This window comes from Polaromonas sp. P1_F2, assembly GCF_056405735.1.
Genome location: NZ_JBFUBN010000005.1, coordinates 245845 through 260912, shown reverse-complemented (window position 1 = coordinate 260912; position 15068 = coordinate 245845). Strand labels below are relative to the sequence as shown.

General features: G+C 65.4%; 15 protein-coding genes. 10 read left to right on the top strand and 5 right to left on the bottom strand.

Annotated elements, in window-relative coordinates:
• Positions 1-51 precede the first annotated feature (51 nt).
• Positions 52-489: an OsmC family protein gene (locus AC1D0O_RS12820; protein WP_477653895.1), complete on the top strand. Its 438-nt coding sequence runs from the start codon at positions 52-54 to the stop codon at positions 487-489.
• Positions 490-520: 31 nt separating this feature from the next.
• Positions 521-799, top strand: coding sequence for a hypothetical protein (locus AC1D0O_RS12815; protein ID WP_477653894.1), 279 nt, complete (start codon positions 521-523; stop codon positions 797-799).
• Between the two features lie 17 nt (positions 800-816).
• On the opposite strand, the gene AC1D0O_RS12810 is transcribed toward AC1D0O_RS12815, so the two are convergent.
• Positions 817-1152, bottom strand: a complete 336-nt coding sequence (locus AC1D0O_RS12810; protein WP_411881366.1) for a hypothetical protein — start codon at positions 1150-1152, stop codon at positions 817-819.
• 211 nt (positions 1153-1363) lie between these two features.
• On the opposite strand from AC1D0O_RS12810, the gene AC1D0O_RS12805 reads away from it, so the two are divergent.
• A complete protein-coding gene (locus tag AC1D0O_RS12805) occupies positions 1364-2191 on the top strand; it encodes a spermine/spermidine synthase domain-containing protein (protein ID WP_477653893.1) in 828 nt (275 codons plus the stop codon).
• A gap of 5 nt (positions 2192-2196) precedes the next feature.
• On the opposite strand, the gene AC1D0O_RS12800 is transcribed toward AC1D0O_RS12805, so the two are convergent.
• Entirely contained in the window at positions 2197-3582 is a 1386-nt protein-coding gene (locus AC1D0O_RS12800) for a zinc-binding metallopeptidase family protein (RefSeq protein WP_477653892.1), read from the bottom strand.
• A gap of 220 nt (positions 3583-3802) precedes the next feature.
• On the opposite strand from AC1D0O_RS12800, the gene AC1D0O_RS12795 reads away from it, so the two are divergent.
• The 5 genes from AC1D0O_RS12795 (at position 3803) to AC1D0O_RS12775 (ending at position 10165) form a co-directional block, all read left to right on the top strand.
• Positions 3803-3994, top strand: a complete 192-nt coding sequence (locus AC1D0O_RS12795) for a 4-oxalocrotonate tautomerase (RefSeq protein WP_436156996.1) — start codon at positions 3803-3805, stop codon at positions 3992-3994.
• A 14-nt stretch (positions 3995-4008) separates the two neighbouring features.
• The gene (locus tag AC1D0O_RS12790; RefSeq protein WP_477653891.1) at positions 4009-5484 is read left to right on the top strand and encodes an MFS transporter; all 1476 of its coding nucleotides are present in this window, start codon (positions 4009-4011) and stop codon (positions 5482-5484) included.
• A gap of 2 nt (positions 5485-5486) precedes the next feature.
• The gene (locus tag AC1D0O_RS12785; protein WP_477653890.1) at positions 5487-6281 is read left to right on the top strand and encodes a class II glutamine amidotransferase; all 795 of its coding nucleotides are present in this window, start codon (positions 5487-5489) and stop codon (positions 6279-6281) included.
• 317 nt (positions 6282-6598) lie between these two features.
• Positions 6599-8833, top strand: coding sequence for a TonB-dependent receptor (locus AC1D0O_RS12780; protein ID WP_477653889.1), 2235 nt, complete (start codon positions 6599-6601; stop codon positions 8831-8833).
• Positions 8834-8845: 12 nt separating this feature from the next.
• Positions 8846-10165: a PepSY-associated TM helix domain-containing protein gene (locus tag AC1D0O_RS12775; protein ID WP_477653888.1), complete on the top strand. Its 1320-nt coding sequence runs from the start codon at positions 8846-8848 to the stop codon at positions 10163-10165.
• Here the strand turns inward: AC1D0O_RS12775 and gshB are convergent.
• Complete coding sequence (gene gshB, locus AC1D0O_RS12770; RefSeq protein ID WP_477653887.1) at positions 10131-11087, bottom strand: glutathione synthase; 957 nt, start codon at positions 11085-11087, stop codon at positions 10131-10133. The genes AC1D0O_RS12775 and gshB overlap by 35 nt on opposite strands.
• Entirely contained in the window at positions 11084-12334 is a 1251-nt protein-coding gene (locus tag AC1D0O_RS12765; RefSeq protein WP_477653886.1) for a benzoate/H(+) symporter BenE family transporter, read from the bottom strand. The genes gshB and AC1D0O_RS12765 overlap by 4 nt, the downstream gene beginning before the upstream one ends.
• Positions 12335-13063: 729 nt before the next feature.
• On the opposite strand from AC1D0O_RS12765, the gene sigJ reads away from it, so the two are divergent.
• Positions 13064-13981: an RNA polymerase sigma factor SigJ gene (sigJ, locus tag AC1D0O_RS12760; protein ID WP_477653885.1), complete on the top strand. Its 918-nt coding sequence runs from the start codon at positions 13064-13066 to the stop codon at positions 13979-13981.
• 47 nt (positions 13982-14028) lie between these two features.
• Positions 14029-14520, top strand: a complete 492-nt coding sequence (locus AC1D0O_RS12755) for a carboxymuconolactone decarboxylase family protein (RefSeq protein ID WP_477653884.1) — start codon at positions 14029-14031, stop codon at positions 14518-14520.
• 87 nt (positions 14521-14607) lie between these two features.
• Here AC1D0O_RS12755 and AC1D0O_RS12750 read toward each other — a convergent pair whose 3' ends face one another.
• The gene (locus AC1D0O_RS12750) at positions 14608-14973 is read right to left on the bottom strand and encodes an SPW repeat protein (RefSeq protein WP_477653883.1); all 366 of its coding nucleotides are present in this window, start codon (positions 14971-14973) and stop codon (positions 14608-14610) included.
• Positions 14974-15068 lie beyond the last annotated feature (95 nt).

Genomic DNA, 15068 nt, shown 5'->3' with positions numbered 1-15068 from the left:
GGCGCGCACATTGATGAATTCGCTTTCATCTTTCATCTTCAAGGGGCTGCCATGATTGAAAAAACCGCTTCCGTTCACTGGGAAGGCGCCGGCAAAAAAGGCCAGGGCCGTATCAGCACCGACACCGGTGCGCTCAAGAGCTATCCCTACGGCTTCGGCAGCCGTTTTGAAGACGACCGCAGCGGCACCAACCCGGAAGAATTGCTGGGCGCGGCCCATGCGGCCTGCTTCACGATGGCGTTTTCCTTTGCCTGCGACAAGGCCGGTTTTGCCACCAGCTCGGTCGATACCCGCGCCCAGGTCCGGCTAGTGCCGCAAGGCGACGGTTTCCTGATCGACCGCATCGCGCTGACGCTGGAGGCCGCCATCCCGAATATCGACGAGGCGAAATTCCAGGAAATTGCCGAGGGCGCCAAGAAGGCCTGCCCGCTCTCGAAGGCGCTGGCCAGCGTGCCGGAGATCACCCTCGCGGCCACGCTGCGCGCATAAGCCTCACGGCTACACACCGGACTACACACCCATGAGCGCCAAAACCAATTTCTCGTTTGAAGTGCAGTATGTGGAAGGTACGGCCGCCGGCAAGGGCGAACGCGACGGTGTGATGGCCTCGCTGGGCCCGTCGCTGCAAAAACTGTTTGCGGCAGGCGACCCGGCGGCCATCGTGACGGTGAGCGACAGCCACAAGGGCGGCGACAACAAGATCATCGAACTGGTCACCACGCTGGAGGACGGCCAGATCGCCGGCATCTTGCAGGCGTTCTCCGGCCGGCACGGCGTCACGGTAAGCGCGCTGGAATAATGTGCAGCCGGCCGCGCTCAGGCCTGCCAGACCCCGTAGCCCGCTTCGCGCAGGCCTATGCCCAGTTCGACCTCCATGTCGCGCGCGGCGTCGTAGGGCATGGGGTTGTACATCTCGTAAAGCCGGGGCAGCAGGCGCACACCGAAATCGCGCGCGAAACGGTTGGACTGGATGCCGGCCTTGTGCTTGTCAAAGCGTACGTCCGGGTCCAGCCCGGTCATGCCGACATAGACAAAGGGTTTGCCCAACTGGTAGTCCGGGTTGGCGCGGCGAAAGCGCGCCACGTCCCAGACCTCGGGGCCCAGCTCGATCACGTAGACGCTGTAGTGGTGGCCGCGTTGCCTGCTTGCCATGGCCGTTTTTTACGCCGGCAAGCGCGGCGGCGCAATCATGGCTGCCGGCCGGTGCCTGGGTGAAAGTGCTGCTGAAGCCATAGCCAATTGTGACCGAACCCGCCAATACAATGAAGGACTTTGCGGTCCCCACTCAACCGTCTTCCAGAACCTGCCGCATGCCTTTGACTTTCTGCGCTTCCCGTCTGTTCAGCCTTTGCCCGGCGCGCGCATGACGCCGTGGCCGAGCCTTCCCGTGCTTGCGCCCGGCGAAACCGGCGCAGCCGCGGGAAGCGTTCCCGCGCAGCGTTGCCTCAAACCTTTTGTGCGCGATGACGGCACGGCCCGCTCGCTGCATTTCACGATGGGCGAGCTGCAAAGCCGGATGAACCTGCTGAGTCCCTGGCAACTGGACGTGGACTACACGCGCACGATGATGGGTTTCCTGCTGTTCAAGCCCGTGCCGGCGCGTATGGCCATGGTGGGGCTGGGCGGCGGCTCACTGGCCAAATTTTGCTACCGCCAGTTGCCGGACTCCCGGATTCTGGTGGTGGAAATCAACCCGCACGTGATCGCCCTGCGCGCCGACTTCCAGGTTCCTGAAGACGACGGCCGCTTCCAGGTGATTGAAGCGGATGGCGCGGTGTTCGTGGCCTCGCACACGGGCGCTTTCGACACTTTGTTGGTCGACGGCTTTGACCATGAAGGCCAGCCCGCCCAGCTGTGCTCGCAAGGTTTTTATGACGATTGCTTCGCGGCGCTGGCGCCCGGCGGCATCCTGGCCGTGAACCTGCACTACGACGACCCCGACTACGCCGTCCGGGTTGGGCGTATCCAGCGCAGCTTTGGCGGCAACGCGGTGGAAATCTGCGCGCTTGAAAAAAGCAACAGCGTTGTGTTTGCTTCACGCGGCGCCGCGATCTCACCGCGCCGCATGAACCCGGCCGCCAGCCTTCGCGGCCTGGATGCCGAAGCGCGCCTGCAGCTCAGGCAAGAGTTCACGCGCATCGTCTGGGGTATGAAGGACCTGGAAGGTGTGGACAAGCTGGAAGGGGCTTGAGGCTTTCAGCGTGAAACGACGGTCCCGGCATTGCCTTCGGTGCTGTCCTGCGTCTGTGCCTGTATTTGCGAAGACGCCTGTGGGGCGCTTTCAACAGGCTGCAGCCAGCTGCGCGAGCTCACCAGCAGGTGGATGAAATGCAGCTTGCCGACCGCTTCCGCCGGCAGCACGAAAGGATAGAAGTCGGGCTGGCCCATGCTGCGCGACATCTCGTTGAGCATGGTGGTCAAACGGGTCCAGTGGTTGATGAAGCCCAGGAACTGCTCGGCATCGGGGTGCTCGGGCTGGTAGAGCGCGTCCAGTGTGAAGGGGGTGAACTCCAGGTCGAAGCGGTCCACGCTCAGGCCGAAGCTCAGCGCGGTGTCGATCGTGTCGCGCATGTGCAGGTAGTGTGCCCAGCACTCGGCCCAGTCCTCCCACGGATGGGTGCTGGCGTAGGCGCTCACGAAATGCAGGGGCCAGTCCGCGGGCGGGCCTTCGTCGTAGTTGCGCTGCAGGCTGGCCTTGTAGTCCAGCGTTTCGTCGCCGAAGAGCTGGTGAAAGCCCTCCAGCCAGGGCGTGCCAGCCACCAGGCGGTCCCAGTAGTAGTGGCCCACTTCATGGCGGAAATGCCCGAGCAGGGTGCGGTAGGGCTCGCGCATGGCCTTGCGCACCGCCTCGCGCTTGGCGTCGTCGGCTTCGTCGATGTTGAGCGTGATCAGGCCGGTGTTGTGCCCGGTCATGATGTGCGGGCCGTTGACCGGCGAACGCAGGAAATCGAACATCAGGCCGCGTTCCGGGTCCTCGCTCATGCGCGACGCGACCGGCAGCCCGAGCAGGATCAGCGAGGACACCAGCCGCCGCTTGGCCAGTTCTACCAGTCCCCAGAGGTAGCCGTTGTCGGGCTGCTCGGGGTTGGTCAGGTCGGGAATCGTGCGGTTCAGCCGGCAGGCGCGGCACATGTCGGCGGGGTCGTGCTCGTCCACCAGCCAGTTGCAGGAGGAGGGGGTGGAGAGGTTGAGGCAGCGTTTGTAGGTGGGCTCGCCGTCGTCCGTGTCTTCCTCGGTGGTTTGGGGGGTAGCGGCTTCGGCGGGTGGCGCCGCCGCGGTCGTGGTGGGGCCTGGCGCGGACTCCTGGCCAGGAATCTCCTCGAGCCGGGGTGGCTGTGTGTCGTCGGGCGGCGGCGCGGCCGGCGCGGCGCCCGCCTGCCACTCGCGCCAGGTCCCTTCGCGCGGCCCTGGCATCAGCGGCAGCAGCAGGCCGCGCTCGCAGTCGTAGCCCAGCGGCGTGTTGCAGGCCAGGCATTTGCTGTTGCGAAAGAAAACCGGCTGCCCGCACTGGCAGCGGTAGTTGCGGCCCGCCAGCAGGGGAAGAGGGGGCTCGGTGGAAGGGGCGGAGGTGGTGAGAAACAAGTGTGGCCCGGATGAAACCCGCAGGCATGGGTGCGGGACGCCCAGAGGAAGACCAGTGTCCCATGGTTTGCCGCGCGCGCCTGCGGCGGCAATCCCCGTGCGCCTGTCAGCGCAGGCCGACAAGCCAGCGGCCGCCGCCTGCTTTTACGCTTGCTTTTATCATCGGGTATCCACGCGCCCCGCGGCAATCCCGCCGCAAGCGTTTCATCCAGAGGAAAACATGCCCACGTACCACGTCGAAATGATGGAAGGCCGGACCATCGAGCAGAAGAAAAAGCTCGTCGAGGCCATCACCCGCGTCAGCGTTGAAATCCTGGGCGGCCAGCCCGATTCGGTGGACATCCTGATCACCGACGTCAAGCGCGAGAACTGGGCCACCGGCGGCAAGCTCTGGTCCGAGCCCAGGGACTGAGCCCGGGCCCGCTCGTGTCCGCTTCCCTCGCCGGCCTGCAGGCGCGGCACGGCCCGCGCTACCGCTGGCTGCTGCTGCTGTCGGTCATGATAGGCACGATGGCCTCCATCATGTCGTCGACCATCGTCAACGTGGCGATTCCCGACATGAGCCACCACTTCACACTGGGGCAGGAGCGCGCGCAATGGGTCAGTTCGGGCTTCATGGTGGCCATGACGGTCTCCATGCTGACCACGCCCTGGCTGCTGGCGCGCTACGGCTACCGCCGCACCTATGCGGGCACCATGCTGCTGCTGATGGCCGGCGGCATCGTCGGCGGCTTGGCCAACCATTTCAGCCTGGTGCTGGGCGCGCGCGTGGCCGAGGGGCTGGCGGCCGGCGTGGTGCAGCCGATTCCCGCCATCATCATCATGCGGGCCTTCGGGCCGCATGAGCAGGGCCGCGCCAGCGGCCTCTTCGGCATGGGCGTGGTGCTGGCGCCCGCCGTGGGCCCCAGCATAGGCGGCATCCTGGTCGACCTGTTCGGCTGGCGCTCGATCTTCTTTATGGTGATACCTCTGTGCCTGGTGTCCATGTGGATGGCCTATCGCTATGTGCCCGACACCGCGCCGGGCGGCGTGGCGGCGAACCGCAACACGGCCATGATCGACTGGCGCGGCCTGCTGCTGGGTGCGGTCGGCACGCTGTGCCTGCTCAACGGCATGGTCGAACTGCATGGAACCGGCGGCGCGAAGGCTTTTGTATTGCTGGGTGGCGCAATCGCCGCATTGGCAGCCTTTGTCTGGTGGCAACGCCGCCTGGCCGCCACGGGCGGCGCGCCGCTGATGAACCTGGCGCTTTTTGGCTACCGGCCGTTTGCCATGGGCAGCATCGTGGCCTTCATCTATGGCACGGCCTTGTTCGGTTCGACCTACCTGCTGCCGGTCTACCTGCAACTGGGTTTGAATCTGTCGGCCTCGCATGTCGGCACCATCCTGCTGCCCGCCGGCCTGGTGCTGGCCGCGACCATCGCCGGCGTGGGCCGCCTGGCCGACAAACACCCGACCTGGCTGCTCGTCAGCACGGGGCTGGCGCTGCTGGCGGCTTCGTTCGCGCTGATGCTCACGGTGAGCCTGGCCTCGGGCCTGTGGATGCTGGTGGCCTGGGCCACGCTGGGTCGCATCGGCCTGGGTTTTATCCTGCCTTCGCTGAACCTGGGCTCGCTGCGGCCGCTGCATGAGCACTTGCTCTCGCAAGGCGCCAGCGCCATCAATTTCTTGCGCATGCTGGGCGGCGCGATCGGCGTGAGCCTGTGCGGCATCGTGCTCGAGTGGCGGCTCGCCGTGCATGGCGATTCCCTGGCCAACAGCACCAGCAGCCCGGCGCGGCTGGCGGCTTTCAATGAAGCATTCCTGATGCTGGCCGCCCTTTGCCTGCTGGCCATGGTGGCGGCCTGGCAGCTTCGCGTGCCCGTGGCCGGCATCCCCAACGACGAACAGAAAGCAGGCTGACCATGTGCCAACTCCTGGGCATGAACTGCAACGCGCCCACCGATGTGACCTTCAGTTTTCGCGGTTTCGCGCAGCGCGGCGGCCATACCGACCACCATGCCGACGGCTGGGGCATCGCGTTTTTTGAAGGTGACGACAGCGTGGCCAGCGCCAGCGACAAGGGCCTGCGCCACTTTGTCGACCACCAGCCGGCCTGCAGTTCGCCGGTGGCCGAGCTGATCAGCCGCTACCCCATCAAAAGCCGCAACGTGATCTCGCACATCCGCAAGGCCACGCAGGGCCGCGTGGCGCTGGAGAACTGCCACCCCTTTGTGCGTGAGCTCTGGGGCCGCTACTGGGTGTTCGCGCACAACGGCGACCTCAAGGACTTTGCGCCGCGCCTGCACGGCAGCTTCCGGCCCGTCGGCACCACCGACAGCGAGCGCGCCTTTTGCTGGATCATGCAGGAGATGGCCAAATCGCATGCGGGTGTGCCCAGCGTGAAGGAACTCAGCATCACGCTGCGCGAACTCGCGGCGCAGATCGCCGGCCATGGCACCTTCAACTTCCTGCTGAGCAACGGCCAGGCGCTGTGGGCGCATGCCTCCACGAATCTTTATTACGTGGAACGCAAGCACCCCTTCGCGCATGCCACGCTGAGCGATGAAGACGTGAGCGTGAACTTCGCCGAACACACACGGCCCACCGACAAGGTGGCCGTGGTCGTCACGGCGCCGCTGACCACCAACGAAACCTGGATGGCGTTCGCGCCGGGCGAGCTCAAGGTGTTTGAGGACGGCGCGCTGGCCGCGGCCTAGCTTCGCGGCTGGGACAGGCGACGGCCTTGCCCTCGCCGCGCCGCACGGTCACCACATAGATGCTGTCAACGTCGCCGCCTTTCCGGTGCGGCACGGCGTTCGGCTGGCCGCCCCATCTCGCGCAGCATGGCCTTGCGGGCTTGTGCCGGGCTGAGCCCCGGCCGGCAGGTGTGCGCGGCGAATGATGTGCATACATATCGTTGTGGCACCGCAACGAAATTCGTCAAAGAAATGACGCAAGGAGGCTGTGGGCAAGGGGATCTCGGTGATTAAGGTAATAATAATCATTCTCATTTAAAACACCTTCAGTCCCAAACATGCCCTTATCGCGTTTTCTCCTGACACCCATCGCAACCGCCGCCACCCTGGCCCTCTGGCTGCCGCTGGTCCATGCGCAAACCGCCCCCGCGCCGGAGTCCGGTACGCCAACCGCGACCTTGTCCACCGTGACCGTCAATGCCAGCGCCGACGCTTCGGCCGAAGGTTTGACCAAGCCGTTTGCCGGCGGCCAGGTGGCGCGCGGCGGGCGCGTCGGCATCCTGGGCAACCAGGACATCATGGAAACGCCGTTTTCCAGCACCAGCTACACCAACGAGCTGATCCAGGACCAGCAGGCCAAGAGCGTCGCCGACGTGCTGCTGAACGACCCGTCGGTGCGCACGGCGCGCGGTTTCGGCAACTTCCAGGAGCTTTACATGGTGCGCGGCTTCCCCGTGTACTCCGATGACGTGGCCTACAACGGCCTCTACGGCATGCTGCCGCGGCAGTACATCGCGGCCGAATTCCTCGAGCGCGTGGAGGTCTTCCGCGGCGCCAACAGCTTCCTCAACGGCGCGGCGCCCGGCGGCAGCGGCATAGGCGGCAGCATCAACCTGCTGCCCAAGCGCGCCCCCAACGAGCCGCTGACGCGGGCCGGCCTGAGCTACCAGACCGGCGGCCAGGCTTCCGTATCGACCGACATCGCGCGCCGCTTCGGCCCCGACCAGGCCACCGGCATCCGCCTGAACGCGGTGAAGCGCGACGGCGGCACCGGTGTCGACAACGAGAAAATGAATCTCAGCGCCATAGGCGTCGGCCTGGACTGGCGCAGCAGCAATGTGCGCATCTCGGCCGACATCGGCCACCAGGACTACATGCTGACCGCCGGCCGCCCGAACGTGACGCCGTCGGCCTTGCTGCCGATTCCCGCCGCACCGGATGCCAAAGGCAATTTCGCCCAGCCCTGGACCTCTGCCAAGGAGCGTGACACCTTCGCCACCGTGCGTGCCGAAGCGGATTTCAGCAGCGCCATCACCGGCTGGGTCGCCGGCGGCGTGCGCAACAGCTGGGAGGGCAATGACCTGGCCAACCCGACCCTCACCAACGCCGCGGGCGCCACGACCGCCACGCGCTTCAGCAACACGCGCGAGGACAAGATCACGACGCTGGAAGCCGGCCTGCGCGGGAAGTTCAACACGGGCAGCATAGGCCACACGGTGGTCGCCTCCGCCGCGACGTATAAAAACGACCGCTACAACGCCTTCGCGTTCTCCGCGGCCAGTGTGACCAGCAACCTCTACACGCCCGTCGCCTCAGCTTTTCCGGTGGCCAACAGCGCCGCGCCCGGTTTTGTCGGCAACAACCTGGCCAGCCCCGCGCTGCAGGCCAAGACCGAGACTTCCAGCCTGGCCATCGCCGACACGCTTTCGTTCGCGAAAGACAGCGTGCTGCTCACGCTGGGCGCCCGCAACCAGACCATCAGGCAGCAGACCTTCGCCTACAACACCGGCGTCGCCGCCGAACCCATCGAAAGCAGCCGCACCACACCGGTCGCCGGCATCGTCTTCAAGGTCAACAGCAACTTGTCGCTCTACGGAAACTACATCGAAGGCCTGGTGCCCGGCAAGATCGCCCCGGCCACGGTCACCATCGCTGGTGTGGTGACACCGGTGACAAATGCCAACACGGTGTTCAAGCCCTTCCACTCCAAGCAGACCGAAATCGGCGCCAAATACGACGCCGGTACTTTCGGCGGCAGCGTGGCCCTGTTTGAAACCAACCGCCCGCTCGACGGCACGGTGGGTACCACCTACGGCGCCTTCGGCGAGCAACGCAACCAGGGCCTGGAGTTCTCGATCTACGGTGAGCCTATGCGCGGCCTGCGCCTGCTCGGCGGCCTGACGCTGCTCGATGCCAAACAAAGCAAGACACTCACCGGCGCCACCGACGGCAAGGACGCCATCGGCGTGCCGCGCCAGCAGCTCAACCTCGGCGCCGAATGGGACGTGACCGGGGTGCGCGGCCTGGCGCTCAATGCGCGCGTGATCCACACCGGCAAGCAGTACGCCAATGCAGCCAACACCCAGGAACTGCCCGCCTGGACCCGCCTGGACGTGGGCGCGCGTTACATCATGGATATCGGCAACGGTCGAGCCCTCACGCTGCGTGGGCGCATCGACAACCTGCTTAACAAGTCGTACTGGGCCTCGGCCGGCGGCGCCTCGCCCACTGACAACTACCTGGTCATGGGCGCGCCGCGCACCTTCGTCGTGAGCGGCAGCATCGACTTCTAAAGGCCTGCCGCCATGCGAACCCTCTGGGCTGTCCTCCATCGCTGGATGGGGCTGTCCACCGCGCTGTTCCTCATCGTCTCGGGCCTGACCGGCGCCGTCATCTCGTGGGACCACGAGATCGACGGCTGGCTGAACAGCAAGCTCTACGACACCGAGGCGCGCGGCCCTTTCCGCGACCCCTTCGAGCTGGCCGCCGCCGTCGAAGCCCACGACCCGCGCGCGCGGGTGGCCTACCTGCCGCTCGGTTTCGAGGAAGGCCATGCCGCGGGCTACTTCGTGCAGCCGCGCAAGGACCCGGCCACCGGCCGGCCCTACCAGCTCGGCTACAACCAGGTCTTCGTCGACCCGGTCACGGCCGAGGTGCGCGGCAAGCGCGATTCCAACGCGGTATCGTTCAAGCCCGAAACCTTGATGCCCTTTTTACGCAAGCTGCACTACACGCTGCATGTGCCGGCGATGTGGGGCAGCGACCGCGTCGGCCACTGGATCATGGGCGGCATCGCGCTGGTCTGGCTGCTCGATAGTTTTGTCGGTTTCTACCTCACCATGCCGCGCCGCTTGCGCAAGCGCGCGGGTGCCGAAACAGTGCCGCACCGCGATGCAGCAAGCTGGTGGTCACGCTGGAAACCCTCTTGGCTGCTGCGCTGGAAAGCCGGCGGCTACAAGCTCAATTTCGACCTGCACCGCGCCGGCGGCTTGTGGGTGTGGGGCCTGATCATCGTGGTGGCCTTCACCTCGTTCTCGATCAACCTGAATCGCGAGATATTTTTCCCGCTACTGTCCATGGTGTCCAAGACCACGCCCGGTCCGTCCACCCTGGTGCCGCTGGCGCCGCTGGGTGCGCACATCGAGCCGAAGATCGGCTTCGTTGAAATCGTCGGCATCGCCCGGGCCGAAGCCACACGCCGCGGCTGGACCACCTCACCGGGCGGCGTCTTCTACAACCAGCGCGGTGGTTTCTACAACGTCTCATTCTTCGACCATGCCACGCATGACGACAGCGACGGCATGGACTTGTCCAACCTCTACCTGAGCGCGGAAGATGGGCGCCTGATCAGCAGCAACCAGCCCTGGCACGGTACCGCGGCCGACGTGTTCGCGCAGCTGCAATTGCCGCTGCACGGCGGGCGCATCCTGGGCCTGCCGGGCCGCATCATGATGTCGCTGATGGGGATGGTGGTGGTGATGCTGTCGGTGACCGGCATCGTGATCTGGTGGCGCAAGCGGCGCTCACGCGTGCTGGCGGCGCGCCGCGAGGCGCAGAACGGCCCCAACGAAGCGAAGGCCGTGAGGCCGCTCAGCCTTTCAGCGCAGCCTCCAGCGCATCCATGAACATCGCCGCCACGTCAAAGCCGGCCTGATCGTGGATTTCCTGGAAGCAGGTCGGGCTGGTGACGTTGATTTCGGTCACGTAGTCGCCGATCACGTCGACGCCGGCCAGCAGCAGGCCGCGCGCGGCCAGCACCGGGCCCAGCGCCTCGGCGATTTCAAAGTCGCGTTTTGAGAGCGGCTGCGCCACACCCAGTCCGCCGGCCGCCAGGTTCCCGCGCACCTCGCTGCCCTGGGGAATGCGCGCCAGGCTGAAAGGCACGGGCTTGCCGCCGATGACGAGCACGCGTTTGTCGCCCTTGGCGATCTCGGGCAAAAACTTCTGCACCATCACGCTTTGCGCGCCGTCACGGTTCAGCGTCTCGGTGATGCTGCCCAGATTCAGGCCGTCTCCCTTGACGCGGAAGATGCCCATGCCGCCCATGCCGTCCAGCGGTTTGAGGATGATGTCCTTGTGCTCGGCATGAAAGCGCTTGATGTCGGCCGCGCTACGCGTGACCAGCGTCGGTCCGCTGAATTGCGCGAACTCGAGGATGGCGAGTTTTTCCGGGTGGTCGCGCAGCGCGCGCGGTTTGTTGAAGACTTTGGCGCCTTCCCGCTCGGCCTGCTCCAGCAAATGCGTGCTGTAGAAGTACTCGCTGTCAAAGGGCGGGTCCTTGCGCATGACCACCGCGTCAAAGCTCGCGATGGCTTCGCGCGCGTCGGGCCGGGTCGCGTCCGCCGTGAACCAGGTGTCCGCATCACCCGTCAGCGTGATGTGGCGCACCTGGGCCGTGACTTTCGCGCCGGTCTGCCAGCTCATGTCCGCCGGCAGGCAGGCGCTGACACGGTGGCCGCGCTTTTGCGCCTCGCGCATCATCGCGAAGGTGGTGTCCTTGTAGATCTTGAAGGACTCAAGCGGATCGGCGACAAAAAGAATGTTCATGGTTTGGAAGGGGTTCGGGTGTCTGCTGGGGCCGTCCCGGACGGGGATTCGCGGCGCTGCTGGCCGTATTGTTGTACAAACAGCGCCAGCGCGCCCGCCACCACACCCCAAAAGGCCGAGCCCACACCGGCTATTACCACGCCGGACAAAGTGACGAGAAACGTGATAAGGGCCGCCTCACGGTGCGATTCGTCTTTCACCGCCGCCGCCAGCCCGCTGCCTATGCTGCCCAGCAGCGCCAGCCCCGCGATGGCGACCACCAGCTCCTTGGGGAAGGCCGTCAGCAGGCCGGTGATGGCCGCGCCGAAGATGCCGATCACGATGTAGATCGCGCCGCACGAAACGGCCGCCGTGTAACGCTTTGCCGGGTCCTCATGCGCTTCCTTGCCCATGCAGATGGCGGCCGTGATGGCGCCCAGGTTGAGCGCGAAGGCGCCGAAGGGTGCCAGCACCAGTGTGGCCAGGCCGCTCAGCGTGATGATTTTGGAGATGGGGATGCCGCCGCCGGCGCTGTCCGGTCCATAGCCCGCCGCGTAAATGGTCGCCACGCCCGGCAGGTTTTGCGAGGCCATGGTCACCACAAACAGCGGAATCGCCATGCTGACGATGGCCGCGAAGCTGAACTTCGGCATGGTGAACACCGGCACCGCGAAAGAAAAAGCCACTTCAGACCAGGCCAGCTGCCCGCGTGCGGCCACAAAAACAATCGCACCCGCCAGCGTCAGCACCACGGCATAGCGCGGCAAGAGGCGCTTGCCCAGTAAATAGATCGCCAGCATCAGCAGCACCAGCGGCAAGGCCGTTTGCGCCGCCGCGAAAGCCTGGATGCCGAAGCGCGCCAGCACGCCGGCCAGCAGCGCCGAGGCAATCGCCACGGGAATGCGGTTCATGGCTTTTTCAAACCAGCCGGTGATGCCGAACAGCGTGATCAGCGCGGCGCTGACCATGAAAGCGGCCACCGCCTCCCCCATCGAGAACCCACCGGCCAGCCCGGCCGTGGCCAGCACCGCCGCGCCCGGCGTGGACCAGGCCACCATTACCGGTTTTTTGAGCCACAGCGAGGGGATCACCGAGCACACCCCCATGCCGATCCCCAGCGCCCACATCCACGACGCGATTTCGGCCGGTGTGGCGTTGAAGGCCAGCGCGGCCTGGAAGACGATGGCCACCGAGCTGGTGAAGCCGACCAGCACGGCCACAAAGCCTGCGGTGAAGGCGGCGAGGTTGAGGTCTTTGAAGAATTGCATTTTGGGGATTTTGGCAGGGGTTGGGGTGGGGTGCCGGGTCTTGCGCCGGCTTGCGCGCCCTCGCCCTCTGCTGAGGGTTGCTGGCCGGGGGTAGCCCGGCAGCTACTCACTTTTCTTTTGCTTCGCCAAAAGAAAAGTAAGCAAAAGAAAAGGCGACCCTGGTTGCTGCGTCCCTTCGCTTCGCTGCGGGCAACCTGCGGTGCTCGGTTCAGGCGGGGTCTCGCTAAACTCGCCTTCGGCTCAAACAACGCGATCCCTGATCCGCCTGAACCTGCGCTCCTCGGCGCATCCACAAGGGGTGGGGACTAGAAAGACAAATACCAATACTTGAAGAAACAAGGACTCGCCTTGGCGAGTCCTTGTTGTATTTGTCTTCTTGGTTTTTCTGTCTTTGTCCCCGCTCCCGATTGCCCCGTCCTGGCTGGGCCGAGGAGCGCAGAGACAAGCGGATCAGGGCCGGCGTTGTCTGAGCGAAGCGAGTTTAGCCGGACCCCGCTTGGCTCGAGCACCGCAGGTTGCCCGAAGCGAAGCGCAGGGACCCAGACTGCGGGTCGCCTTTTCTTTGGTGACTTTCTTTTGGCGAAGCAAAAGAAAGTTACTTGCTGCCGGGCAACCCCCGGCCAGCAGAACTCAGAAGAGAGCGCACCGCCGGAGCAAGAGCCGGCCCAAAGTTGGACCATTTCACCACCCCTTGTCACAATCAACCAGCCCCATCCGTCTTGCCGGTATATGGACAACGCTCCCTCCCCTTCGGCCGAAAACTTTGATGCCCACCGCCCACGCCTGCTAGGCATCGCCTACCGCATGCTCGGCTCGCATGCCGATGCCCAGGACGTGCTGCAGGACGCCTGGCTGCGCTGGAACAGCGCGCGTCCTGATGACTTGCGCAGCGCCGAGGCCTGGCTGGTCACCACGGTCACCCGGCTGTCCATAGACCGGCTGCGTGCCGCCAAGACCGCGCGCGAACACTACACCGGCTTCTGGCTGGCCGAGCCGATGTTGACCGACCCCCAGGGCTTCCAGGACTCGCCTGAGCAGATGCTGGAATTCGCCGGCGACATTTCGCTGGCCTTTCTGGCCGTGCTGGAGCGCCTGACGCCCGATGAGCGCGCGGCCTTCCTGCTGCGCGAGGTCTTTGACGCCGACTATGCCGACATGGCCCGCACGCTGGGTAAAAGCCAGGCCGCCTGCCGCCAGCTGGTCAGCCGCGCCAAGGCGCAGGTGCGGGAAGGCAAAACACGTTTCACTGTCAGCCGCGAAGAGCATTTGCGCCTGCTGGCGCGCTTTGCCGCCGCGGCGCGCGAAGGCAATCTGGCCACCATCAAAAGCCTGATCAGCGAAGAGGCCAGCCTGGTCAGCGACGGCGGCGGCGTGGTGCCGTCTTTCGGCCAGGTGCTGCGCGGCGCCCAGCGGCTGGCCCAGCTCTATTTCGCCACCGCGCTCAACCATGGGCCGGCACAGCGCCTGGAGATCGCCGACATCAACGGCGTGCCGGGCCTGCTGCGTTTTGTGCATGGCCGGCTCGAGTCGGTGCGGTCGCTGTACTTCGAGAACGGCCTGCTGGCCGAGATCCACACCCAGCGCAACCCGGCCAAGCTGGTGCGGGTGCTGTCACAACTCGAGGAAGCGGGCCGTCTTAAGGGGTGAAGCTCCCGGTTGTCGGGGGCTCATTGAACTTCAAGGAGTTTTCACCCATGAGCACGATTTCCATGCCCTCGGCCAACGGCCGCCTCCAGCACCGCAAGGTGATCCCCGAAGCCGTGGGCGCCCTGGGCGCCGTCAATGCCACGCTGGAGGACTCCACCCTCGGCATGCGGCTGATAGACCTGGTGCGCCAGCGCATCTCGCAGATCAACGGCTGCGCTTATTGCGTGGACTCGCATGCGCGCGACCTGCTGGCCGGCGGCGAAGACCTGCAGCGGCTCAACAGCCTGAGCACCTGGCGCGAAGTCACCTTGTTCACCGAACGCGAGCGCGCCGCGCTGAACTGGGCCGAAAGCCTGACCCTGCTCCCGCAGACACAGGCGCCCGACGAAGACTTCGACGCCCTCGCCGCGTATTTCAACGAACGCGAGATCGCCGAGCTGACCATGGCGGCGGCGCTGATGAATGCCTGGAACCGCATAGGCGTGGGCCTGCGCCTGCCGGTGCGGGCCGTGCCCCTGAAAGTGCCGGTGGCAGCATGAGCGTTTGAAGAAAAGCACCTTCAGCACGGCATGTTGCCGCGTGTGAGGGGGGATGCGCCGCGTGCGGCGCATCAAGGCCTCAACGCCTCAATGAGCGTGGTGATGCGATCTCCAGACCTTGAACTTGTCATAGAGCACGCGTTCCAGGGCCCAGCCCGAGGTCAGCGTAACCAGCAAGCCCATGACCAGCGCATTGAGCATGGCGTTGTCATGCCCGGCGTAATTCCAGACCCAGGGCGAAATCATCAGGCCCACGCCCAGCAGGGCATTGGCCCAGTCGTCCAGGTGGTTGGGCAGGAAGAGGTCTTGCGACGCGAGGACGATGACGGCTACGCCCACGACCACCGAGCACCATGCCGCCGCCTCGGGCAGCGCCAGCGCCCAGGGCGCGATGCACAGCCAGAGCCCCACGAAAATTTCCAGCCTGTCCTGCCAGCGATTGAGGGTATCCATGACAACCTCCGTAGTGAAGCCAAGGGAATTTCAGTGTAGGACTCCGGTAAAAATAAGCAACGCACGCCGGCAGACCCTGAGGGCGCAGATGTCTT

Coding starts and splice junctions, on each gene's coding strand:
- AC1D0O_RS12755 (WP_477653884.1), top strand. CDS start 14,029: ATGAGCACGATTTCCATGCCCTCGGCCAACGGCCGCCTCCAGCACCGC.
- sigJ (WP_477653885.1), top strand. CDS start 13,064: ATGGACAACGCTCCCTCCCCTTCGGCCGAAAACTTTGATGCCCACCGC.
- gshB (WP_477653887.1), bottom strand. CDS start 11,087: ATGAACATTCTTTTTGTCGCCGATCCGCTTGAGTCCTTCAAGATCTAC.
- AC1D0O_RS12775 (WP_477653888.1), top strand. CDS start 8,846: ATGCGAACCCTCTGGGCTGTCCTCCATCGCTGGATGGGGCTGTCCACC.
- AC1D0O_RS12795 (WP_436156996.1), top strand. CDS start 3,803: ATGCCCACGTACCACGTCGAAATGATGGAAGGCCGGACCATCGAGCAG.
- AC1D0O_RS12765 (WP_477653886.1), bottom strand. CDS start 12,334: ATGCAATTCTTCAAAGACCTCAACCTCGCCGCCTTCACCGCAGGCTTT.
- AC1D0O_RS12785 (WP_477653890.1), top strand. CDS start 5,487: ATGTGCCAACTCCTGGGCATGAACTGCAACGCGCCCACCGATGTGACC.
- AC1D0O_RS12820 (WP_477653895.1), top strand. CDS start 52: ATGATTGAAAAAACCGCTTCCGTTCACTGGGAAGGCGCCGGCAAAAAA.
- AC1D0O_RS12815 (WP_477653894.1), top strand. CDS start 521: ATGAGCGCCAAAACCAATTTCTCGTTTGAAGTGCAGTATGTGGAAGGT.
- AC1D0O_RS12805 (WP_477653893.1), top strand. CDS start 1,364: ATGACGCCGTGGCCGAGCCTTCCCGTGCTTGCGCCCGGCGAAACCGGC.
- AC1D0O_RS12780 (WP_477653889.1), top strand. CDS start 6,599: ATGCCCTTATCGCGTTTTCTCCTGACACCCATCGCAACCGCCGCCACC.
- AC1D0O_RS12810 (WP_411881366.1), bottom strand. CDS start 1,152: ATGGCAAGCAGGCAACGCGGCCACCACTACAGCGTCTACGTGATCGAG.
- AC1D0O_RS12750 (WP_477653883.1), bottom strand. CDS start 14,973: ATGGATACCCTCAATCGCTGGCAGGACAGGCTGGAAATTTTCGTGGGG.